We start from the raw sequence: 21,967 nt of genomic DNA on the forward strand, positions 1-21,967 counted from the left end.
CTTTCGGCTAGAGGCCCTTGGGCTTCGTCCCGATCACTTCGTCCGCGGCGAGCTGCTCGATCGCGTCCTCGGAGAGGCCGACCTCCGTCAGGACCTCGTGGTTGTGCTGACCCATCGTGGGCGCCGCGGTGCGGTTCCACGCGTCGACGGTCGCGAACGTGAAGGGCGGACGGACGACCGGGTGCGTGCCGACGATCGGATGGTCGACGTTCTCGAAGAAGCCGCGGGCGATGAACTGCGGATGGAAGGACTGCTTCCGGGAGTCCCAGACGCCGCCGGCCGGGATGCCACGGGCGTGGAGCGCCTGGACGGTCTCGTCGAGGTCCTGGGTCGCCAACCAGCTCGCGAGCGCCTCGTCGATGACGCCGTGTTTACGGCGGCGCCCGGCGTGGGTCGCGAGCTCCGCGTCGTCGGCCCAGGCCGGGTTTCCGAGGAGATCCTTGAGGGCGCTCCACTCGTCGTCGTTTCGCACGACCAGCGCGATCCAGTTCTCGTGTCCGGCGCAGGCATAGACGTTCTGGGGGGCGCCCTGGGGGCCGCGGTTGCCGTCGCGCCCGAGCTCCACGCCGTAGGCGGACCACTCGATCGCGAGCTCCGCCGCCGCATTGAGCGCGCCTTCGACCATCGTGCACTCGAGCAGGTGCCCCTTGCCCGTCTTCTCGCGCTCGGCGAGCGCGACCTGCGTCGCGAAGGCCGCGTGCATGCCGGCGAGGGGGTCACACGGTCCGCGCTGGATTCGAGGTTGATCGTCCGCGTGGCCGGTGATCCAGGCCAGGCCCGAGATCTGCTCCATCGTCTGGGCGAAGCCCACGTTGTCGCGCCAGGGGCCGGAGAGGCCGAAAGCGGGCATGCGGACGACGATGCACTTCGGGTTGATCCTGTGGATGTTCTCCCAGTCGAGTCCGAAGTTCTCGACGACCCGCGGCGAGAAGTTCTCGATGAAGACGTCCGCCTCTTCGATCAGCTTCTTGCAGATCTCGAGGCCCTTCGGGTCGGCCAGGTTGAGCGTGAGCCCGCGCTTGTTCGTGTTGGCAGCGAGGGTGATCGCGCTCCGCTCCCACCAGTCGCCTTCGGCCATGAAGAGGCCACCCATCATACGCATGCCGTCGGGGCGCTGGATCGCCTCGACCTTGATCACGTCCGCGCCGAGGTTCGCGAGCATCTGGCAGGCGGAAGGCCCGGCCCACCAGGCGGTCGTGTCGATCACGCGGATCCCCTTCAGCGGGAGGTCGGGGTCGCTCGCAGCGGAGGGCGTGATCCCGGGGTGCGGGCGTTCGCGAGACTCGATCGCGTCCTGATGCTCCCCGATCGTGGGGACCGGCTCGAAGGGTCGCGGCTCCTCGCCGTCCATCAGGTAGGGCGAGCGGGGCTGCTGGAAGCCGCCGGTCGGGTTCTTCTTGAAGACGCCCCGTTCCTTCAGATGGATGTGGTCGAGCACGGTCTTGCCGCTGCAGACCGGCGCGACGGGGATCCGGAGCAGGGACGCGCGCTCGACGATCTCCGCGGTGGTGTGCTGGGTCGTCCAGGCGCGGACGATCTCGTTCCACTCGTCCATGCGCGCCATCCGCGTTCCGATCATGGCCCACTCGGGCTCCTCGAGGAGGTCGGGTCTCTCGATCAGGAGCAGGAAGTCGGTGAACTGCTGGTTCGAGTTGGTGTTGAAGCCGACCCAGCCGTCGAGGGTCGGTTCGATCGAGGGCACCTCGACCGAGCGCGCACCGGCGACCGCTTCCGGCCGTCCGCTCAGGTGGTCCATCAGGTCGGCGTAGGTCGTCGAGCCGATGTTCATGACCTCGCAGAGCGAGAAGTCGATGTGCTCCCCCTGACCATTCGCGCGCGAGCGTCGCGCCGCGGCGAGGCCGGCAACCGCGCTGAACGTGCCGCCGATCCACTCGGTCGTCATTCCGCCGCACATCACGGGGGGCATCGACTGGAGCCCGCGTCCCGAGAGGCCACCGCTGTTCGCCTGGACGACGAGATCCGCCGAGGGCGTGCCCGAAAGCGGGCCGCCGCGTCCGTAGTCGGAGATCGAGAGAACCGCGAGGCCCGGGTACTGCTCCGCGAGAGCCTTGCCGTCGACCGCGCCGTCGCTCGTCTCGACGACGAGGTCGGCGCCGCGCAGCAGGGCATCGACGTGGTCGTCGCCGATCGCGCCCACCACCGACTTCTTCGACGTGTTGAGGAACTGGAAGAGGGCGCCGTCCTTGCCGTCGAGGTCCTGGCCGCTGGCGGTCCACCGTCGTAGCGCGTCGCCTTCCGCCGGCTCGACCTTGATCACCTCGGCGTAGGCGTCGGCGAGCAGCTTGGTGGCGTAGGCACCGGCGATCCGGTTGCTGAAATCGACGACGCGCAGATCGCGCAGTCCCTGCATGGCGTTTCCTCGGGATGGGCGGCGGGGCCGCGAGAAGAGCGAAGACTATAGAGCGGATGCCGGTGCGCCACCGGGCCGTCTGGGCGTGGTCAGAAGGTCTTCCATGTCTCGGGAAGGGAGGTCGAGCCCGCCAGCGTGAACTGCAGGCGCTCGAATCGCCAACCGTCCGGCGTGCGGACGCAGACGTCGTCGTAGATGCCGGTCTGGAGCTCCGCGCGCCCTTCGAGGGTCACCGCGAGCAGGGCGTGCCAGCGCGCCGTCGCCCGGTCGCCGTCGACCTCGATGCGCGGATTCGTGATGTGGTGGAACGCGAAGGGCATGATCGCCTCGCCGGTGGCCATGAAGGCGCGGATGCCGTCGTGCCCTTCGCCGCCGCCGTAGTCGCCGGAGTCCCATACGCCGTCGGGCACGAAGAGCGCGACGACCGCGTCCGGATCGTGTGCTTTCGTGCCGGTCCAGCCGCCGTCGACGGCGTCCGCGTAGCGCGCCTTCAGCTTCTCGATCTCGTGTACGTCTTCGAGGACACCCATTTCGCGTTCTCCGTGGTCGTGCGCCGCCCGATGTCGACCCGGGCGAGCGGTGGGGGACCGATTCTCGCCCGCGATCGGCCCGTTCGCGAGGGCGCGCGGGCGGGTTCGAATCGTCTATGGTGGACGGGTCGATGCGCCGCGACCGGTCGGCGCAGGGAGGCCGCCCATGCCCGAAGTCCACGATTCGTTCTGCCGTTTCTGTCACGCTGCCTGCGCGATCAAGGTCACCGTCGAAGACGGGCGGCCCGTCAAGGTGATCGGCAGCAAGGACAACCCGGTCTACCACGGATACACGTGCGCGAAGGGGCGCGCGCTCCCCGAGCAGCACGCGAACCCCCACCGCCTGCTCCAGACGATGAAGCGCGACGACGAGGGCGTGCACCGCCCGATCCCCGTCGAGCAGGCGATGGACGAGATCGCCGAGAAGGTGGCCCGGATCGTCGAGGAACACGGTCCGCGCTCGGTGGCGCTCTATACCGGGACGTTCTCCTTCCCGTACGCCGCCGGCGCGCCGATGGCGAGCGCGTGGCTGCGGGCCCTCGGCTCCCCGATGTTCTTCACCAGCGCGACGATCGATCAGCCCGGGAAGATGATCGCGCCGGCCCTCCACGGGACCTGGGGCGGTGGTCCCTATCACTTCGACGGCGCGGACACCTGGATGCTCTTCGGTGCGAATCCGACCATCTCGAAGTCGATCGGGATTCCCTGCATGAACCCGGCGAAGCGGCTCCACGACGCCATGAACCGGGGCATGGATCTGATCGTGGTCGATCCGCGGCGGAGCGAAGCCGCGAAGGCGGCGACGGTCTTTCTCCAGCCCAAGCCCGGGGAGGATCCGACGATCCTGGCCGGCATGATCCGCGTCCTGCTGGCCGAGGATCTCGTCGACCGCGAGTTCGTCTCGAGCTGGACCCGCGGTCTCGACGAGCTGCGCGAACGGGTCGAGCCCTTCACCCTCGACTACGTGGAGCGACGCGCCGGGGTCCCCGGCGAGGACGTGGCGCGGGCGGCTCGCATCTTCGCGTCCCACCGCAAAGGCGGGCTGAACATCGGGACCGGGCCCAACATGGCGTCCCGCGGCAACCTGACCGAGTACCTCGGGCTCTGCATGAACACGCTGACCGGGCACTGGCGCCGGGAAGGCGAGCTCCTGCCGAACCCCGGCGTGCTGATGGCGCCCAGCCCGAGCAAGGCGCAGGCCTTCGACCCGCACCCGGGCTGGGGCTTCGGCGAGCACATGCGTGTGCGCAATCTGACGGACACGGCGGCGGGCATGCCGACGGCGGCGCTCGCGGAGGAGATCCTGCTCGAAGGGGAAGGACAGGTGAAGGCGCTCTTCAGTGTGGGCGGAAACCCGATGGCGGCGTGGCCGGACCAGGACAAGACCCTCGCGGCGATGAACGCTCTCGATCTGAACGTCACCCTCGACATCAAGATGAGCGCGACGGCGAAGCTCGCGGACTACGTGATCGCCCCGAAGCTGTCGCTTGAGGTGCCGGGGATCACGCTTCCGACGGAGTCCCTCACGCCCTACGCGATGGGCTACCCCGAGCCCTATGCCCAGTACTCCCCCGCGATCGTGGACCCGCCGGAGGGATCCGACGTGATCGAGGAGTGGGAGTTCTTCTACGGCCTCGCCCAGCGGATGAAGCTCCCGATCACCCTCGCGGCGTCCTACGAGTGGGGCCCGGACATGGAGAAGCCCGAGGTCACGGCGTTCGATCTCGACCGGAAGCCCAGCAACGACGAGCTCTTCGAGGCGCTGACGAAGGGCGCGCGGGTTCCGCTCTCGGAGGTCCGCAAGCATCCGGGTGGCGCCGTCTTCCCGGAAGACGTCGCCGTCGCTGCCGGGGATCCGGACGCGCCGGGTCGGCTCGACTTCGCGGATCGCACGATGATGGGGGAGCTCGCGCAGGTGGCGGCGGAGCCGGTGGATCGGGACACCTACTACGCGTACCGCCTCGTTTCGCGGCGTCTCCCGGACGTCCACAACTCCGCCGGGCGCGACATTCCGAAGCTCGTCCGGAAGTGGAGCTACAACCCGGCCTTCATGAATCCAGAAGACCTCGCGGAGCTCGGTCTCGCAGCGGGCGACGTCATCGAGATCACGAGTAGCTATTCGTCGATCCTGGGCGTCGTGGAGCCGGAGGCGGAGCTGCGGCGCGGCGTCATCTCGATGGCACACGGCTTCGGGGACGCGCCCGGCAGCCCCGACGACAAGGACGTGCGCAAGATCGGGAGCAACACGGGCCGACTCTCGGCCGCCGATCGGAATTACGACCCCTACTCGGGAATCCCGCTCATGAGCTCGATTCCCGTCAACGTGGCGCCGGCGGAAGAGCTGGCGGCGAGCTGAACGGAAGCGCGGAGGACGGACAGTGGGCATTCTGGATCTATCGGGCCGCGGGGCCCTCGTCGTCGGCGGGGGGCAGGGCATGGGACGAGCGACAGCGCTCCTGCTGGCGCAGGCCGGCGCGAATCCCGCCGTGGTCGATGCGGAGCGGGAGCGCGCCGAGAACGTCGCGGCGGAGATCGAAGCGCTCGGGCGCAAGTCGGCGGCGCTGAGCGCGGACGTGACGAAGCGAGAGGAGGTCGAAGGCCTGATCGCCGCCGCCGATCAGGCGGTCGGCCCCCTCGATATCGTCGTCAACATCGTGGGTGGGGCGACCTGGGCGCCGCTGCTGTCCGTCGACGACGCGCACTGGGACCGGAATTTCGACGTCAACCTCCGGCACCACCTCTACGTCTCACAGACCGCGGCGCGGAACTGGGTCGACCAGGAGCGCCCCGGCGTGCTGTGCATCGTGGCTTCCGTCTCCGGCATGTTCGGCGCCGCGCGCCACGGGGCCTACGGTGCAGCGAAGGCCGGCGTACTGAGCTTCGTGAAGACGGCCGCCGAGGAATGGTGGCCCCACGGCATCCGCGTGAACTGCGTCGTGCCCGGGACGGTTCGCACGCCGCGCATGGAGGCCGAGTGGGCCTCGGGCAAGACGCCGCAACCTTCCACGGATCTGCTCGGAACGATCGCCGAGCCCGAAGACATCGGCGGCGCGATCACGTTCCTCGTCTCGGACCTGGCGCGAAAGATCACGGGCCAGGCGCTGGTGGTCGATGGCGGCTGGACCACACGCTTCCCCTACTCGCTCACCTGACGCCGTCTGGTGACGCCATCCACCGACGCGAAGGGCCGATCGATCGGAACGCGTCGGCGCGCGAGCTCCGTCACGGCAGCCTGGAGAAGACCGAGATGTCCGACCTGAACGAAATCTTCGGCCTGAACGATCGCGTCGCCGTCGTGACCGGCGCCGCCTCGGGGATCGGGCGATCCGTGGCCGAGGTCCTCGCGCAGGCCGGAGCCCGCGTGGTCCTCGGCGATCTCGACGCGGAAGGGGCCGAGGCGACGGCCAAGACCGTGCGCGAGGCCGGGGGCGAGGCCGTCGCGATGGGCTGCAACGTCGCCGTCCGTGACGAGGTCGACGGGTTGATCGCCCGGGCGGGGAGCGAGTTCGGCGGTCTCGACGTGCTCTGCAATGTCGCCGGCGTCCCGGCGGATGGTCTCCTCGAGACGCTGACCGACGAAGAAGTCGATCGCGTCGTGGCGATCAACCTGAAGGGCACGCTCTACGGGTGCCAGGCGGCGATCCCCGCGATGTCGACCCGCGGTGGCGGAAGCATCATCAACGTCTCGTCGGGTGCGATCGATCTCCCGGTTGCAGGCTACGGGCTCTATTCCATCACCAAGGCGGCGGTCGCCCAGCTGACCCACAGCCTCGCGCAGGAGGTCGGTGATCGCGGAATCCGCGTGAATGCCCTGGCACCCGGCGCGACGGTCACGAACTTCACGAAGCGCCGGCTCGAGAGGGACGCCGACGGAAACGTCGACGAGGCGAGCCTCGGCCAGTTCATCGGCTCGATGGAAGCGATGTCGCCCCTCGGTCGCGTCGGAGAGGCCGTCGACCAGGCCTGGCTCGTGCTCTACCTGGCGTCGGATGCGTCCCGCTTCTGTACCGGACAGATCTGGCGATCGAACGGCGGCGCCACGACGGGGCGCTGAAGCTCCTGCCCTCCGGCTCGAACGCGCGCTGAACAGGCGCAACGTGGCCGGTCGGATCGCACTCGTTGCGAGTGGTGTTCGCACGGCGTGCACCGATCCCGCGCGGGCGGTCGGCGGTCATCGCCGAGTGACGCAATCGCGTGTCGCTACGTCGATTACCGATTGACAAGCGGCGATCTCGACATATTTTGGATTCGTACGTCGCTGCACGGTCGTGGAGGACCGAGGTTCCGTTTTCCGAATTCGGAGGAGGGTCTCGGGCGAGCCGATCCGAAGAAGGAGTGTCGCGAACGTTCTCGCCGCGGCGCGAGGAGGACCTCGGGTCCTGCCGTGCGCGGATGACGACGCGGACTCCCGACGATCGATCCCCGATCCGATGCGGCGTGACTCGCTCGTCTTCGATGCCCGAAGGCAGAGTCGGATCCGCCCTCGAGGCGGCTTCGCGACCGGAAGGCACTGACCGGCGAAGCGTCGTCGCGCTCCGAACGACCGAAGCAACCCATCGTGCGGTCGACGTGCTCGATGCAGCCGCATCGGAGGTCGAGTAGGAAAACGGGTCGAGCTCGTGAGGATCGAACGAATCGCCGTTGGCGCGCGCAGCCAGGGACGCGTCCCGAGTCGGCGGCGCGCGCGATGGATGGCGTTCGAACGATTCGTTCACGTGTCGAGTGCGGAGAACAGACCGAGCCCGGGAGCCTCACCCGAACGGGCTTCGAAGAGCGAGGTGGTGCGCGCAGCTCTCTTGACGAGTGACATCGTGTGAGAGGCCGTGTGTGAGGCGTGGGACGGGGAGTGACCCGTTTCGCGCGAACCCCTTCCGTCGATCCGACCGTGGCGATTCCGCGATCCCCGAACGGTCGAAACCGGCGGGATACCTCCGTGAGCCCCAACCGCCCCCCAAGATCGAACGAAGATGGCGGCGGGTCGCTTCGGCCGAGCCCAAAGAGTTCCTGAAGCGGTGAAGTCTGATCGCAAGCCGCCTCGGTCCGGCGCGACGACCGAAAAGCGCCGGCGCGTCTTCCGAAAAGCGCCTGCGGCTCAGGAAGAGGCGGCGGCCCTGCCGGCGCGACTTCCGAAAAGCGCCCGCAGCTCAGGAAGACGCGGCGGCCCTGCCGGCGCGTCTTCCGAAAAAAGTCCCGTCGCCGAGCGAGAGCCCGCTGCTGTAGCCGCCGACGGCGAGCCCGGAGGTCGAGCGTCCCGCGCCGTAGAGCCCGTGGATGACGCGACCCTCCGGATCGAGCACGCGGCCGTCGACATCGGTCGCGAGCCCGCCGAGGGTGAACACGGCGTACCGCGCGTTGTCCGTCGTGCAGTCGATCGCGCCGAACGGTGCGCTCTCGAGCGGCTGGAGGTAGGGCTCGCGCTTTCCGAAGAGCGGATCCTCCCCGCGTCGGGCGTGGAGGTTGAAGACGTCGATCGTGGACTCGAGCGCGCCCTCCGGCAGGCCCAGCTCGCGACCGAGCTCGGCCGGAGTCTCTCCGACGGCGACGAGCTCGAAGCCGTATTCGGCAGGCGTGTAGAACGCGTCGTCGACGATCAGCCAGCACCGGCCTTCCTGGCGGAGAAGCGCGTAGTCCCCGAGGCGTCCGTAGTACGCGTCCTCGTTGATGAAGCGCTGGCCCTGGGCGTTCACGAGGAGGCCCGCCTTGAGATCCCACGGCTGGGTGACGGGGAGCGAGACCGAGACCTTGTCGAGGTGGCGGGTGCCGGCGCCCGCTTCCATTCCGAGGCGGATCCCCGACCCGTCGTCTCCGTCGGCCGCCACCCGCATCGAGCACTTCTTCGCCGCGGGCACGTAGGCATCGAGCATTTCGTCGTTCAGGACGAAACCACCGGTCGTGATCACGATCCCGCCTCGGGCACGTACGTTGCGCGCCTCGCCGAAGGTCTCGATCCGGGCGCCAGAGATCGCGCCATCCCGCTCGCGATAGAGCGCCGAGCAGATCGTGTTGAACGCCGTGCGCGCTCCGCTCCGTTCGACGGCCTCGCAGAGCACGCTCATGACCTTGTGTCCGGCCGCCCCCGGAACGGCCGCGACGTGGCCACGCGGAGCGGGTCGGGCGAGGTCGCGGAAGGGATGCACGTTCTCGGAGCCGGACCAGACGAGGCCGTCGTCCGTCGGCGGCTCCCCCGACTGCCCGTAGTAGAAGGTCTCCTTGTACGGGACGCCCTGGGCGACGAGCCAGTCGAAGTGCTCGACGGTTCCATCGCAGTAGAGCTCGAGCTTGGCGTCGTCCCGGCCGGGGCCGATCGAGGCCTGCAGGTACTTGAGCATCTCCTCCGGAGAGTCCTCGAACCCGCACGCCTTCTGGAGCTTCGTTCCCCCGCCCAGGTAGATCACGCCGCCGGACATCGCGCTCGTTCCGCCGCCGCCCCCGGCGCGCTCGACGACCAGTACGTCGGCATCCGACTCGCGCGCGGCGAGCGCGGTTGCGGCGCCCGCGGCGCCGAGCCCGACGACGAGGACGTCGACCTCCTCGTCGTAGGCGCTGATCGATCCGGCATCGAGGACCTCGGTCTTCATTCCCTCTCCTGATTGGGTGCCGCGAGGCTTCGCGGGTTCGTCAGAGACGGTAACCGCCGTCGACGCCGATGACCTGCCCGGTCATGGGCGCACCCGCGTCCGAGGCGAGCAGGATGCACATCGGCCCGAGCTCGGAGGGCTCTAGGATCCTGCGCTGGGCACTCTCCGCTTCGGCGCTTGCGCGAGCCTCGGAGTGGCTGATGCCCTGGGCCTTTGCCAGAACGTCGAAGTCCACGAGGTCCGTATTCGTCCAGCCGGGGCAGACGCAGTTCACGGTGATGCCGTGGCGGGCAAGATCGAGGGCCAGCTGCTTCGTGAGTCCGACCAGGCCGTGCTTGGCCGCGGTATAGGCGGGGCTCGCTGCGGCGTGTCTCGACGCCCCCGAGCCGATGTTGATGACGCGACCGTGGCCTCGCTCGCGCATCGATCGTACGGCGGCGCGGGTCGGCCAGTAGGCCGCCGTGAGGTTCAGGCGGAGGTTGGCCTCGAAGCCGTCGTCGTCCTCCGGCTCCCCTGCGAAGAGGTTGGGGTTGCCGCCGGCATTCCCGCCGACGTTGTTCACGAGGATGTCGATCCCGCCGAAGCGCTCGATCGCGTGCCGGACCGGCTCGCCCGCGGCGGTCCGGTCGGCCGCATCGGCGACGACCGCGGTCGCGCCGATCTCGTCCGCGGTCGTCTCCAGCACGTCCGCGCGCCGGCCCGAGATCACCACCCGGGCGCCGGCCCCGACGAGGGCTGCCGCGATGCCGGCGCCGATCCCGCGCGAGCCGCCGGTCACGACGGCGACGCGGTCGCGGAGCAGGGGGCCGAGTTCGGCGGGCGGGGACATCTGGATTCCTCTCGGGCTGGGAACGGGGTCGCGTCCGAAGGCTTAGCCGATCGGCCCCGATGGGCACAGGGGCAGAGGCCCCGATCCGAGGCTTCGTTGACGGCGCCTGCGTTCCCGGGGATCCTCGGGAGGTACCGGCCGGGAGAGTTTCATGCGGCGCTCGATGTTAAGCCCTGCCCGACGTTCTCTCGCGAGGACCCGTCGCCTGCTCTTCCTTCTCGTGCCGGCTCTTCTCTTCGGCTGCGGAGGAGCGGGAAGGTCGACCCCTGCCGATTCCGGCCGTGCGTGTGGGGTCGTGCCGGATCGCGTCGACGCCTGCCTGCTGCGCATGCGCGAAGCGGTTCCGCCGCGCCGTGCCCAGGTGCGAAAATCCGAAGGACTGGTCGACCTCCGCTTCGACGTGTCCGCTTCGGGCGCGGTGACGAACGTCTCCGTCGCGGCCTCCGTCGGTCATCCGATCTTCGAGACGCGAGCGATCCGGCTTCTCGAAGAGGCACGCTTCGCGCCGGCGATGCGCGAAGGGCGGCCGGTTCCGGCGGTCGACCAGGAGATCACGATTCCGTTCCGGCTCGTCTGGAACGAGCCGGGGGCATCGAAGGGCAAGCGCGGCAAGCTGATCCGCGCCGCGGTGGCGATCCGCCGGAACGAAGTCGGACGCGCAAGGGCGTTGCTCGCTCGGATGGACGAGTGGGAGTGGCCCAATCTCTACGAAGCGATGTCCCGTTCGATGCTCCGAGGGATGGTTCTCCACCTGGAAGGGCGGAGCGCGGAGGCGATTCCGCGACTCGAAGCGGCGACGCGGATGGACGGGGAGCTGACTTCGCCTGCAATTCATCGGCGGGCCCTGGTCTGGCTCGCGCGGGCGGCCCTCCTGGCGGACGACGACGAGAAGGTCGACGCGGCGCTGGCGAAGATCACCGAGCTCGAGGCCCCACGTCGGGATCCGTGGCCGCGTGACATTCAGGCGATCCGACGCCTTCGCGAGGCCGACCGCGAAGTTCGCGCGGCCGTGGAGCGAAATCGCGAGCGGCGCGGCGAGGGCCGCGAGATCGACACGAAGCCGGCCTCTTGAGCGGGCCGGCGGCGAGCGCACGGGGGCTGGCTCGGCGGGGCTCAGCCCGGCGTGTGCTCGAGCGGCGACTTGTAGTAGCGCGCGACGTCCGCTTCGATCACGTAGACGACGCGACTCGACCACTTGCGCCGCGGGAAGGGCTTTCCGATGTACTGCTGGGACAGCGCGTCGAGGACGAGGAGGTCGTTGTCGTCGCGCGTCTCGATCACGCGCCCTCGGATGAGCGCCTGCTCGTAGGGGTTCTCGTAGTCCGTGACCGAGAGGGCCACCCGTCCGTCCTGGGCGAGATTCGCGCCCTTGATGCCCCGGGAATCCGTCGCGATCAGGACGTGGTCCCCCTCACGGCCGATCCAGACGGGCTCGACCTTCGGCGAGCCGTCGGGCATGAGCGTCGCGAGGGCCGCGAAATTCGGGGCATCGAGCAACCGTCGCACGTCTTGGTCGAGAGGCCGGGCCATGCTGTCCTTTCCTTCGAGGGGCGGCGACCAGAGGATCAGGCGAGCAGGCCGCCGTCGACGACCATCGTCTGTCCGGTCATGAAGGAGGCGGCGGGGCTCGCGAGGAACCGGACGGCCCGCGCGATCTCGAAGGGATCCGCCAGTCGCCGCATCAGGTTCTGCTCGCCCATCTCTCGGGTGAACGCTTCGCGCTCGGCCTCGTCCTTCGGCAGGATCATGTCGGTCGCCACCGAACCCGGGGTCAACCCGTTCACGCGGATCCCGTCCTTCGCCCACTCCTGGGCGAGGGTCGACGTGAAGTTGATCATCGCCGCCTTCGAGGCGCAGTACGCGCCCAGGCCGCGCATCGGTCGGTGGGCACATGCGGCGGTCACGTTCACGATCGAGGCGTGCTCGCTCCGGACGAGGAGCGGATGGGCCTTCTGGCAGAGGAAGAGGGCGGCACGCGTGTTCACCCCGAAGACCTCGTCGAACTCGGCCTCGGTCAGGCGGCCGACGCTGTGGGGCTTCAGAATCGCCGCGTTGTTCACGAGCACGTCGAGCTTCGTCGTGATCGTCTGCAGACCCGCGACCAGCGTCTCGGCGGCACCGGGTGCGGCCGCTTCGTAGGCGAGGGCATGGGCGCGACCGCCCTGCGCTTCGATCCCGTCGACGACTGCCTGCGCCGCGGCGGGGCTCCGACCGGTCACGATCACCTCGGCCCCGGCGGCCGCGAACTCCTCCGCGATCGCCGCGCCGATGCCCCGGGTGCTGCCCGTCACGAGGGCGACGTGCCCGTCGAGGGCGAATGCTTCGTCGGCGGCGATCCGGTCCGTCATCGCGTCCTCCGGCCTCCTCGAAGGGTCAGTCAGCCCCGGCTCGGCCGCGGCACCGTCGGCGGCCACTCGCCGCCGCCGTAGACCTCGAGCGCCGCACCGGACACGTAGCTCGAATCCCGTGCCGCCAGGAAGAGCACCGAGTGCGCGATCTCCTCGAGTCGCGCGAAGCGACCGGCGGGAATCGAATCCGTGATGGCCTTCTTGGTTTCGCCGTCGCCGTAGTGGTCGCCGGTCAGCTCGGTCTCGACCAGGCCGCAGACGACGCTGTTGACGCGGACCTGGCCGCCCCACTCGACGGCGAGGGAGCTCGACGCGTTCATCAGACCGGCCTTCGCCGCGCCGTACGCGAATCCGGTCGGGGTCGGTCGGTGGGACGAGATGCTCACGATGTTGACGATCGAGCCGCCGTGTTCCCGCTGGGCCATGTGCTTGTGGACCTGACTCGAGAGGATGAGCGGCGCGTTCAGGTTCAGCTCGAGGATCTTGTTGATCAGCTTGGGCGGGGCGGTCGCGGCGTCCATGGCGGGCGCGCCGCCGGCGTTGTTGACGAGGACGTCGATCCCGCCATTCGGTTCGGCGCAGCGCGCGAGCCACGCCTCGGTCGCTTCCGGGTCGCGCACGTCAATGCTCTCGCAGGTGATCGCGTTCGACGAAAAGGGCGTCTCGGGCAGTCGTCGACTGCAGGTGAAGACCCGGGCGCCCGCGTCGGCGAAGGCTTCGCAGATCGCTCGGCCGATCCCGCGGCTGCCGCCGGTGACCACGGCGGTCTGATCGGAGAAGTCGTATCGGGTCTGGCCTGCGCTCATCGGTCCTGTCCTGCTCGTCCGTACACCGGGGGTGCCCCGGCGAAGCGCGAGCAGTGTAGTCCACGGAACCGGGTCCGGCGTGCGCGTCGGGGCGTCGCTATAACGAGGCGAAGCGACAGGAGGCGCCCATGTCCGAGGTCGAAGCGAAGCATCCCCGAGACAGTTTCTTCGTCTGGTTGGTCACGAATCCGGTGACCACCTGGTGGGTCCGGACCTTCGCTGCGCGGATCGATCCGTTGCTCTATCGCTGGACGAATGGGCGGTTCCACTCGATGGGGACCGGGACCGACGGGTTGGTGACGATCACCATGACGGGGCGGAAGACGGGCAAGCAGCGCTCCGTCCAGCTCGGGTGCGTCCACCACGAAGGGGACATCCTGCTCGTCGCGAGTGCGATGGGTCAGGAGAAGCATCCCGCGTGGCGGTACAACCTGGAGGCCAACCCGGAGTGCGAAGTCCAGACCCTCGGCGAGTCCTATCGCGCCCGAGCCCGGGTGTTGAGCGATGCGGAGAAGGGCGAGATCTGGGATCTCATGCGCGAGCAGATCCCCATGATCTTCGTCTACGAGGAGCGGACCGATCGCAACATCCGGGTCTTCCGGCTGAGCCGGATCCCGGAATAGCGGGGCTCAGGTGCGCGGCTTGCCGACGAGGACGCCCCCGTCGACGACGTAGTCCGCGCCCGTGCAGAACGAGCTCTCGTCGCTCGCCAGGAAGAGCACGACGTCGGCGATCTCCCGTGCGTTCGCCATCCGGCCGAGGGGGTAGCCGCCGTAGGCGGCGTCGTACTGCTCGTCGCTCCAGCCCTTGCGTTCGGTCATCTTGGTCTTGGTGGGGCCGGGCACGACCACGTTCACGCGGATGCCGTTCGGACCGAGCTCGATCGCCGCGGTCTTCGAGAGCCCGCGCACGCCGAACTTGGACGATGCGTAGGCGGACATGTTCTCGCGGCCTTCGAGACCCTGGACGGACGAGAAGTTCACGATCGAGCCGCCCCCCCGCGTCTTCATGGTCGCCATCACGGCCTTGATCCCCAGGAAGGCGCCGATCAGATTCGTGTCGACGACCTTCCGGAAGGTCTCGAGGTCCGTCTCTTCGAGGGGCTTCACGCGGATCATTCCGGCGTTGTTCACGAGGACGTCGAGGCCGCCGAAGGCCTCGGTCGCGGTCTCCACCGCCGAGGCCCATGCCTCCTCGCTCGTGATGTCGAGGGAGACGAAGCGGGCGGCCCCGTCTCGGAGAGCACACAACTCGTCGGTCTGGGCCTGCCCTTCGTCCTCGCGGCGGTCCGCGAGCACGACCTGCGCGCCTTCCTCGACGAAACGTCGCGCGGTGGCCGCGCCGATGCCGCGGGCGGCGCCGGTCACGAGGGCGACCTTGCCCGCGAGTCGGCCCGTGCCCGACTCGCTCATCGGGTGATCACCCGGTCGCCGCGCACGAATGCGTCGCGCTGCGCGTCGCCGGTCCCCATGATGTTGAGCTGGTACGTGTAGCCCTGCTCCATCCGGTAGTTGGTGTGCATCTCGAACACGTCGAGATGGTTGAGTGCCGCCTTCGCGAATTCGACCGCCGCCGGGGGCTTCTCGAGGATCATCTTCGCGATCTCCCGGGCCTTGGGCATCAGCTCCTCGGGCTCCGTCAAGTAGGCGACCGTGCCCCAGGCGTGGAGCTCGGCGGCGGTGGCCGGCTTGCAGGTGAGGCTCATCTCGCGGAGCTTCATGGGCGCGACGAGCTTCGCGAGGTGCGACGCGCAGCCGAGGGCGCCGTTGTCGACCTCCGGGAGGCCGAAACGTGCGTTCGTCGAAGCGATGATCATGTCGCAGCTCGCGACGAGACCGATCCCGAGTCCCATGCAGAAGTCGTTCACCGCAGCGATCACCGGGATGCGGGTCTGGTAGATCTGATGGAACGTCTCGTAGCAGGCCTCGCCTGAGCCCAGCAGATGGTCGAAGCCCGGGGCGCTCTGCATCTCCTTGATGTCGATCCCCGCGTTGAAGCCCTTGCCCTCGGCGGTCAGGATGATCACGCGCACGTCGGGGTTCCGGTCGAGCTCCGCGAACGTGTCCCGGATCTTCCACGTGTCCGCGACCGTGATTGAATTGACGGGTGGATGGTGCATCACCACCTCGGCGACGTGGTTCTCGATCGTGCAGCGGATGCTCATCGTGGGGCTCCTGGCCGGTTGCGCGCGGGACCGCGCGGAATTGCTTTACTTTCGCAGGTCTGCAAATCTGGGCAATCGCCGTCGGCGCTCCGGCTCCCCGCCGTTAGAGTGCGGGTGCGCACCCCGAGTCCGAGGTTCCCATGACCGCTGCGAAGAGCACGATTCCGAAGATCATCAGCGTCGACGATCACGTCGTCGAGCCGCCGCACCTGTGGGAGACCCGGCTCCCGGCGAAGTACAAGGACGTGGGGCCTCGCGTCAAGATCCTGCCCCGCGGCGAGCCGACGCTCAAGGACGGCGTGTGGGTCGAGGCGCCCGGCGATGGCCCCGAGATGGCGGCCTGGTGGCACTACGAGGATCACGTCTACCAGCTGCGTCAGATGATCGCGTGTCCGGGCATCCCGCCGGAGGAGGTCAAGCCGATCGGCGTGACCTTCGACGACATCGCTCCGGGCTGCCACATCCCCAAGGAACGCATCGCCGACATGGAGAAGAACCACGTCGAGGCCTCGCTCTGCTTCCCGAACTACCCGCGCTTCTGTGGGCAGATGTTCGCGGAGCGCAAGGACATGGAGCTGTCGAAGCTCTGCGTCGAGGCCTACAACGACTGGATGGTCGACGAGTGGTGCGGCGACTCGGAGGGACGGCTGATTCCGCTCTGCGTCGTGCCGCTCTGGGACGCCGAGCTCGCGGCGGCAGAGATCCGCCGGAACGCCGCTCGCGGCGTCCATGCCGTGGCCTTCTCGGAGCTCCCGTCCTGGCTCGGACTGCCCTCGATCCATACGGACTACTGGGATCCCTTCATCCGGGCGTGCGAAGAGACGGAGACCGTCATCTGCATGCACATCGGATCGGGGACGAAGACCGTGAACACGGCGCCGGAAGCGCCGACGATCATGTCGTCGAACCTGATCGCGCTCAACAGCGTGTCTTCGCTCCTGGACTGGATCTTCTCGGCGAAGCTCGCGCAGTTTCCGAAGCTCAAGCTGCTCTATGCCGAGTGCCAGATCGGTTGGATCCCGTACTTCGTGGAGCGCGCCGACGACACCTGGCAGACGCATCAATGGGCCCAGGGCGAGACGCGGCTGCCGAAGCCGCCGTCGGAGTACTACAAGGACCAGATCTACAGCTGCTTCTTCAAGGACAGTGTCGGCGTGGACCTGATCGAGCGGGTCGGCCTCGATCAGGTGATGTTCGAGACGGACTATCCCCATCAGGACGGAACCTTCCCGCACACCCTCGAGACGGCGGAGGAGCTCTTCGGTCACCTCCCGCAGGACCAGGTGAACAAGATCGCGCGCGAGAACGCGATCTCGCTCCTTCAGCTGGATCTCTGATGGAGCCGGTCGTGGAAAGGAGAGAGACGCTCCCGATTCCGCGCGGATGGTTCGCGGTCGCCCACTCCGACGAGATCGCACCGGGCGAGGTCGCGAAGGTGCACTATTTCGGCCAGGACCTCGTCGTGTTCAGGACCGAGTCGGGGAGGACCGGCGTCTTCGAGGCGTTCTGTCCCCATCTCGGCGCCCATCTGGCGGTGGGGGGACGGGTCGACGGCGAGTTCCTGCGCTGTCCGTTCCACGGCTGGGCGTTCGGCACGTCCGGAGAGTGCACGGACATTCCCTACGCGAAGCGGATTCCGCCGGGCGTCCGCGCCGGAAGCCTCGAGACCCTCGAACGCAACGGCTTCATCTTCGTCTGGTGGGATCCGGACGGAAGCGAGCCCTGGTACGACGTGCCGGAGGTTCCCGAGGCGAGTCGCGGCGACTGGTCGACGCCGGACCGCTACGAGTGGAAGGTCGCCGCCCATCACCAGGAGCTCGCCGAGAACGGCGTCGACCAGGCCCACTTCCAGTTCGTCCACGGGACGCTGGCCGTGCCCCTCGCCGAGTCGAGCGAGGACGGGCCTTCGCGCCGGATGTTCGCGCCGATCGAGATGAAGACGCCGCGTGGCGACGTGAACGGCGGGATCGAGACCCACATGTACGGCATGGGGTTCGCGACCGTCCGTTTCACCGGAATCGCGGAGACCCTCGAGTTCACGGCGACCACGCCGATCGACGAAGGCCACGCCCACGTCCGGTACAACTTCATCCAGCCGAAGGTCGACGGGAAGGATCCCGAGGGCGGTGTGGCCGCCGCGCTGATCCGCGACATCGTCAAGCAGATGAACGAGGACGTGCCGATCTGGGAGAACAAGAAGTATCTCCCGCGCCCGACGCTCTGTGACGGCGACGGTCCGATCGCCGAATTCCGCCGCTGGTGCGAGCAGTTCTACCCCGAATCCCCGAGCTGACCCACGGCTCCGATCGGAGATCCCTTCCATGCCCCTCGAACTCGCCGAGTTCAACCTCTCGGAGGAGCGACTCGAGTTTCGAGACACGCTCCGCCGTTTCTTCGAAGAGCACGCGCCGATCACCGAAGTGCGGCGGGTCATGGACGAGGAGGGCACCGGCCACTCCGCCGCTCTCTGGCAGAGCGCAGCCGACGAGCTGGGCCTCGCCGGGATCGCCATCCCGGAGAAGCTCGGCGGCCAGGGCTTCGGCCTCAAGGAGCTCGGCATTGCCCTCGGCGAGGTCGGCCGCAGCCTCGCGCCGATCCCGCTCTTCGCCTCGGCGGGTCTCGCCGGGCGCGACGTGCTGCACGACGCGGGGCAGGGCGCGGACGACTGGCTCACGCCGATCGCCGAAGGGAAGGCGGCGACCCTCGCCTGGGTGGAAGAGCGTGGCGACTGGGATCCGGCCGCCACGCGTCTCGAGCTCGTCGGCGACGGGGACGAAGTCCGGCTGACGGGCGAGAAGCATTTCGTGCTCGACGCAGGCGCGGCGGCAACGCTCTTCGTGATCGCGCGAACGCCCGGCAGCACCAGGGACGAGGGGCTCACGCTCGTGGCGATCGACGCCAGCGCCACAGGACTGACCCTCGAGCGACCCGAGAGCCTCGACCTCACACGCCCGGTCTGGACGCTCCGATTCTCCGACACGCCGGGACGGGTCGTGGGTCCCGTCGGCGGGGCTGCGCCCGGCCTTCGGCAGGGGCTCGACGAGGCGACGGCGCTGCTGTGCTCGGAGATGGAGGGCGGGATGAGAAAGGTGATCGAGACCGCCGTCGACTACGCCGCGGAGCGCTTCCAGTTCTCGCGGCCGATCGGTTCCTTTCAGGTGATCAAGCACAAATGCGCGGACCTCCTGATCGACTACGAAGGCGCGAGGACCGCTTCCGACGGCGCCATCGTCGCGCACGACGAGGGCGATCCGGAAGCGTCACTGCTCACGTCGGTCGCGAAGAGCTACATGGGCCCCGCCTACGTCCGCATGGCGACCGAGAGCGGGCAGATCCAGGGCGGCGTCGGGTACACCTGGGAGTACGATGCCCACCTCTACTTCCGCCGTGCGCTCGCCTCGAAGGCGCTGCTCGGCGACGAGGCGGTCCACCGGGATCGCCTCACCCGTCACGTCGCCCGAACCCTCGAAGCGGGAGCCGCCTAGCATGCGTCGCGCCGATACCCCCGAAGAAGCCGCCTTCCGCGCCGAGGTGCGCGAATGGCTCGAGGCGAATGCCGAGCGTCACGCCGAAGGTCCGCCGGTTCCCCTCGATCATTCGCCGGAAGCCGAGGCGCACCACTGGGAGGCCGCGAAGGACTGGCAGCGGAAGAAGTTCGAAGGGGGCTGGGCCGCCATCACCTGGCCCGTCGAGTACGGCGGTCGCGGCGGCACGCCGATTCAGCAGATGATCTGGAACGAAGAGCAGTCGGCCTTCGACGTCCCCGCCGGTTTCATCTCCGCTTCGCTCGGGATGATCGGTCCGGCCCTGATGCGCTTCGGGACCGAGGAGCAGAAGGCCTATCTCCCGGCGATGCTGCGCGGCGACGAGGTCTGGTGTCAGCTCTTCAGCGAGCCGGAAGCCGGATCGGATCTCGCGGCGGTCCGGACGCGGGGCGAGGTCGACGGTGACGAGCTCGTGATCAACGGGCAGAAGGTCTGGACGACCAGCGCGAATTTCGCGGAGAAGGGCTTCATCGTCCTGCGGACCAACCCCGACGTGCCCAAGCACGACGGCATCAGCTTCGCGCTGATCGACATGCGACAACCGGGCGTCGAGGTCAGACCGTTGGTCACGATGCGCGGGGACCGCCACTTCAACGAGGTCTTCCTGACCGACGTGCGGACGCCGCTCGATCACGTGGTGAACGGGATCGATCGGGGCTGGCCGGTCACGACCTTCGTCCTCATGAACGAGGGCGCATTCATCGGGACGTCGAGCCAGACGGCCACGAGCGCGTCCGCGCTGATCGAGTACGCCGCGGACGCGGGCCGACTCGAAGATCCGATCGCCCGGGAACGTCTCGGCGAAGCCTACGCGCGGGACCGTGTCCTGAGTCAGCTCCAGGACCGACTCAAGGGGGCGCTCCTCGACGGGCGGATGCCGGACGTGGACGGGTCGGTGCTCAAGATCCTGTCCGCAGAGTGGGGCCACGAGCGCGCCGAGCTCGCGAGCTGGCTGCAGGGTGCCGAGGGACTGCTCGCCGGGGGCGATGCCCCGGTCGCCGGACTCTGGCAGGACAAGGTCCTCTCGCGCGGGCTGAGCGCCGTCGGCGGTGGCACCCTCGAGGTCCACCGCAACGGTCTGGGCGAACGCGCGCTGCGGCTGCCCAAGGAGCCGCGCTTCGACCGCGACGTCGCCTTCCGTGATCTCAAGACGAGCGGCTGATCCCCGGTCTTTCCTGTCCTAGCGTCGCGGGGCGACCGAAACGGCGCCCACGACCCGCTGCCTTCCAAGGAGCCCGATCCATGGCCAGACTTCACACGCCCGAAGACGTGACCCCCGCGCTCTCCCTCCAGCCGCTCAACTTCGCCGCACAGGATCCCGGCGTCGGCGGCTGGCAGCCGCTCATGAACCAGGGCGTCGGCGCCGACAAGGCCGGGATCGATCGTCTGGTCGTTTCCGACCACGTGATCCTCGGCGAGAACCTCGGCCACTACGCGGACCCGAAGCGCGGGGGGACCGAAGGGGGCGTGCAGCCGACCGGTCCCGACGGCCACTGGCTCGATCCGCTCGTGGTGATCTCGATGTGGGCCGCGCAGACGAGTCATGCCCGCTTCCTGACCGGGATCCTGATCGCGCCGCTGCGCCGACCGGCGACCCTCGCCAAGCAGCTCTCGACGATCGACGTCCTGTCCCACGGACGCCTCGACATCGGGGTCGGCGTCGGCTGGCAGGAGGAGGAGTACCAGGCGAACGGCGTCGCCTACAAGGGCCGAGGGAAGCTCCTCGACGAGACCCTCGACATCATGCAGACGCTCTGGCGCGACGAGTCCGCGGCCTACTCGGGCGAGACCGTGAACTTCGAGAAGGTCCACCTGAACCCGAAGCCCCTCCGCGAGGGCGGCGTGCCGCTCTGGATCAGCGGCCGACTCAACAAGAACGTGCTCCAGCGGATCGTCCGCTTCGGTTCGGGCTGGATTCCGTGGGGCGCCGACGCGATGGACCCGATCGGCGGCCTTGCGAAGATCGCCGCCGAGATGGAGAAGGCCGGGCGCGACATGGCGGGCTTCCAGGCCGGGACCTATCTGCAGATTGCCGAGGACGGCGGGAAGATCGACGCCGAAGCCACGGTCGCGGCGGTCGGCGCGATGGCCGAAGCCGGGATCACCGATTTCCGGATCACGCTGGACCTGCCCGACGAAGAGGCCGCGGTCCAGGACCTGCTCGCCCCCCTGGTCGAAGCCTTCCGGAAGCAGGCGGGCCGCTAGCCCAGGCGCGGTCGACGACGCGGAACCTACCTGCGTCCTTCTGGCCCTTTCCGGGAACAGTCACCACGGCTGGACCCCGATCGGGCAGAGGGTTTCGCGTGGATCTTGGTTCGCTGCTCTCCTCCGACCCGTTGATCGTCGCGGTCGGTCTGGCTGCATTCCTGGCGGGTGCGGTCGTCTCGCGCGTGCTCCCACGGCGCGTCGGACCGGCCGTGCCGCCGTCCGCCGAGGCGATCGTGCTGGATCTCTGTGCGCTGAACGGTCGACTGGCCGAGGATCCGACGTTGGCGGAACTCGTCGTGCGTTACGTGGAGGCGCCCGCACGGCTCGATCGGGTCGAGCGGATCCGGGCGCGGGCCTGGTTCGACGCGGCGCGTCGGCTCCACGGTCTCCTGGCGGACGCGCTGGATCGCGATCCGGGGCTCGTGGCCCGGGCCGGCGATTTCGCGCCGTCCATGGGCGAGGGCGCCGGGGAGGCGCAGGTCAGGGGCGTCGCCGGCTTTCCGCCTCCGCCGGTCTCCAACGTCACGCTGATCGATCCGGAGTTCATGGCCTGGGTCGAGGCGATGAGGGTCCGCCGTCGAGCCTGAG

At 68.8% G+C, this 21,967-nt stretch carries 20 protein-coding genes; 11 read left to right on the forward strand and 9 right to left on the reverse strand.

Annotated elements, in window-relative coordinates; genetic code table 11:
* Nucleotides 1–7 precede the first annotated feature (7 nt).
* Complete coding sequence (locus tag NXI30_04825; GenBank protein MCR9093518.1) at nt 8–2,371, reverse strand: CoA transferase; 2,364 nt, start codon at nt 2,369–2,371, stop codon at nt 8–10.
* 89 nt (nt 2,372–2,460) lie between these two features.
* Nucleotides 2,461–2,901, reverse strand: coding sequence for a nuclear transport factor 2 family protein (locus NXI30_04830; GenBank protein MCR9093519.1), 441 nt, complete (start codon nt 2,899–2,901; stop codon nt 2,461–2,463).
* A gap of 166 nt (nt 2,902–3,067) precedes the next feature.
* Between NXI30_04830 and NXI30_04835 the strand changes: the two genes are divergently transcribed.
* The 3 genes from NXI30_04835 (at nt 3,068) to NXI30_04845 (ending at nt 6,955) form a co-directional block, all read left to right on the forward strand.
* Nucleotides 3,068–5,257: a molybdopterin-dependent oxidoreductase gene (locus NXI30_04835; GenBank protein MCR9093520.1), complete on the forward strand. Its 2,190-nt coding sequence runs from the start codon at nt 3,068–3,070 to the stop codon at nt 5,255–5,257.
* A 22-nt stretch (nt 5,258–5,279) separates the two neighbouring features.
* The gene (locus NXI30_04840; GenBank protein ID MCR9093521.1) at nt 5,280–6,053 is read left to right on the forward strand and encodes an SDR family oxidoreductase; all 774 of its coding nucleotides are present in this window, start codon (nt 5,280–5,282) and stop codon (nt 6,051–6,053) included.
* A gap of 95 nt (nt 6,054–6,148) precedes the next feature.
* Nucleotides 6,149–6,955: an SDR family oxidoreductase gene (locus tag NXI30_04845; protein MCR9093522.1), complete on the forward strand. Its 807-nt coding sequence runs from the start codon at nt 6,149–6,151 to the stop codon at nt 6,953–6,955.
* A gap of 1,090 nt (nt 6,956–8,045) precedes the next feature.
* Here NXI30_04845 and NXI30_04850 read toward each other — a convergent pair.
* The gene (locus NXI30_04850; protein MCR9093523.1) at nt 8,046–9,479 is read right to left on the reverse strand and encodes an FAD-dependent oxidoreductase; all 1,434 of its coding nucleotides are present in this window, start codon (nt 9,477–9,479) and stop codon (nt 8,046–8,048) included.
* Between the two features lie 40 nt (nt 9,480–9,519).
* Entirely contained in the window at nt 9,520–10,308 is a 789-nt protein-coding gene (locus NXI30_04855; protein MCR9093524.1) for an SDR family oxidoreductase, read from the reverse strand.
* Between the two features lie 295 nt (nt 10,309–10,603).
* Between NXI30_04855 and NXI30_04860 the strand changes: the two genes are divergently transcribed.
* A complete protein-coding gene (locus NXI30_04860; protein ID MCR9093525.1) occupies nt 10,604–11,380 on the forward strand; it encodes an energy transducer TonB in 777 nt (258 codons plus the stop codon).
* A 41-nt stretch (nt 11,381–11,421) separates the two neighbouring features.
* On the opposite strand, the gene NXI30_04865 is transcribed toward NXI30_04860, so the two are convergent.
* From NXI30_04865 to NXI30_04875, 3 genes are read right to left on the reverse strand one after another with little or no spacing between them, the layout of a single operon-like run.
* Nucleotides 11,422–11,838 (reverse strand): TIGR03618 family F420-dependent PPOX class oxidoreductase, encoded by a 417-nt coding sequence (locus NXI30_04865; protein ID MCR9093526.1) that lies wholly within the window; start codon nt 11,836–11,838, stop codon nt 11,422–11,424.
* A gap of 35 nt (nt 11,839–11,873) precedes the next feature.
* Nucleotides 11,874–12,656: an SDR family oxidoreductase gene (locus NXI30_04870; protein ID MCR9093527.1), complete on the reverse strand. Its 783-nt coding sequence runs from the start codon at nt 12,654–12,656 to the stop codon at nt 11,874–11,876.
* 29 nt (nt 12,657–12,685) lie between these two features.
* Entirely contained in the window at nt 12,686–13,462 is a 777-nt protein-coding gene (locus tag NXI30_04875) for an SDR family oxidoreductase (GenBank protein ID MCR9093528.1), read from the reverse strand.
* A 128-nt stretch (nt 13,463–13,590) separates the two neighbouring features.
* Between NXI30_04875 and NXI30_04880 the strand changes: the two genes are divergently transcribed.
* Nucleotides 13,591–14,085 (forward strand): nitroreductase family deazaflavin-dependent oxidoreductase, encoded by a 495-nt coding sequence (locus NXI30_04880; GenBank protein MCR9093529.1) that lies wholly within the window; start codon nt 13,591–13,593, stop codon nt 14,083–14,085.
* Between the two features lie 6 nt (nt 14,086–14,091).
* Here NXI30_04880 and NXI30_04885 read toward each other — a convergent pair whose 3' ends face one another.
* On the reverse strand, nt 14,092–14,874 hold the full coding sequence (locus NXI30_04885) for a glucose 1-dehydrogenase (protein MCR9093530.1): 783 nt from the start codon (nt 14,872–14,874) through the stop codon (nt 14,092–14,094).
* Nucleotides 14,871–15,626, reverse strand: a complete 756-nt coding sequence (locus NXI30_04890) for an enoyl-CoA hydratase family protein (GenBank protein ID MCR9093531.1) — start codon at nt 15,624–15,626, stop codon at nt 14,871–14,873. The genes NXI30_04885 and NXI30_04890 overlap by 4 nt, the downstream gene beginning before the upstream one ends.
* 140 nt (nt 15,627–15,766) lie before the next feature.
* Here NXI30_04890 and NXI30_04895 point away from each other — a divergent pair, with 140 nt between their 5' ends.
* The 6 genes from NXI30_04895 to NXI30_04920 all read left to right on the forward strand — a co-directional run bounded on the left by NXI30_04895 (nt 15,767) and on the right by NXI30_04920 (nt 21,966).
* Entirely contained in the window at nt 15,767–16,963 is a 1,197-nt protein-coding gene (locus NXI30_04895) for an amidohydrolase (GenBank protein ID MCR9093532.1), read from the forward strand.
* Between the two features lie 11 nt (nt 16,964–16,974).
* Entirely contained in the window at nt 16,975–17,919 is a 945-nt protein-coding gene (locus NXI30_04900) for an aromatic ring-hydroxylating dioxygenase subunit alpha (GenBank protein ID MCR9093533.1), read from the forward strand.
* A 28-nt stretch (nt 17,920–17,947) separates the two neighbouring features.
* Nucleotides 17,948–19,111, forward strand: a complete 1,164-nt coding sequence (locus tag NXI30_04905; protein ID MCR9093534.1) for an acyl-CoA/acyl-ACP dehydrogenase — start codon at nt 17,948–17,950, stop codon at nt 19,109–19,111.
* Nucleotide 19,112: 1 nt separating this feature from the next.
* Nucleotides 19,113–20,333 carry an acyl-CoA dehydrogenase family protein gene (locus NXI30_04910; GenBank protein MCR9093535.1) on the forward strand — a complete coding sequence of 407 codons (1,221 nt, stop codon included), beginning with the start codon at nt 19,113–19,115 and terminating at the stop codon, nt 20,331–20,333.
* Between the two features lie 80 nt (nt 20,334–20,413).
* On the forward strand, nt 20,414–21,376 hold the full coding sequence (locus NXI30_04915) for a TIGR03619 family F420-dependent LLM class oxidoreductase (GenBank protein MCR9093536.1): 963 nt from the start codon (nt 20,414–20,416) through the stop codon (nt 21,374–21,376).
* Between the two features lie 98 nt (nt 21,377–21,474).
* Nucleotides 21,475–21,966, forward strand: coding sequence for a hypothetical protein (locus tag NXI30_04920; protein MCR9093537.1), 492 nt, complete (start codon nt 21,475–21,477; stop codon nt 21,964–21,966).
* The last annotated feature ends 1 nt before the right edge of the window (nt 21,967 follow it).

The organism is bacterium, assembly GCA_024742285.1.
Lineage (GTDB): Bacteria > Myxococcota_A > UBA9160 > UBA9160 > UBA4427 > UBA4427.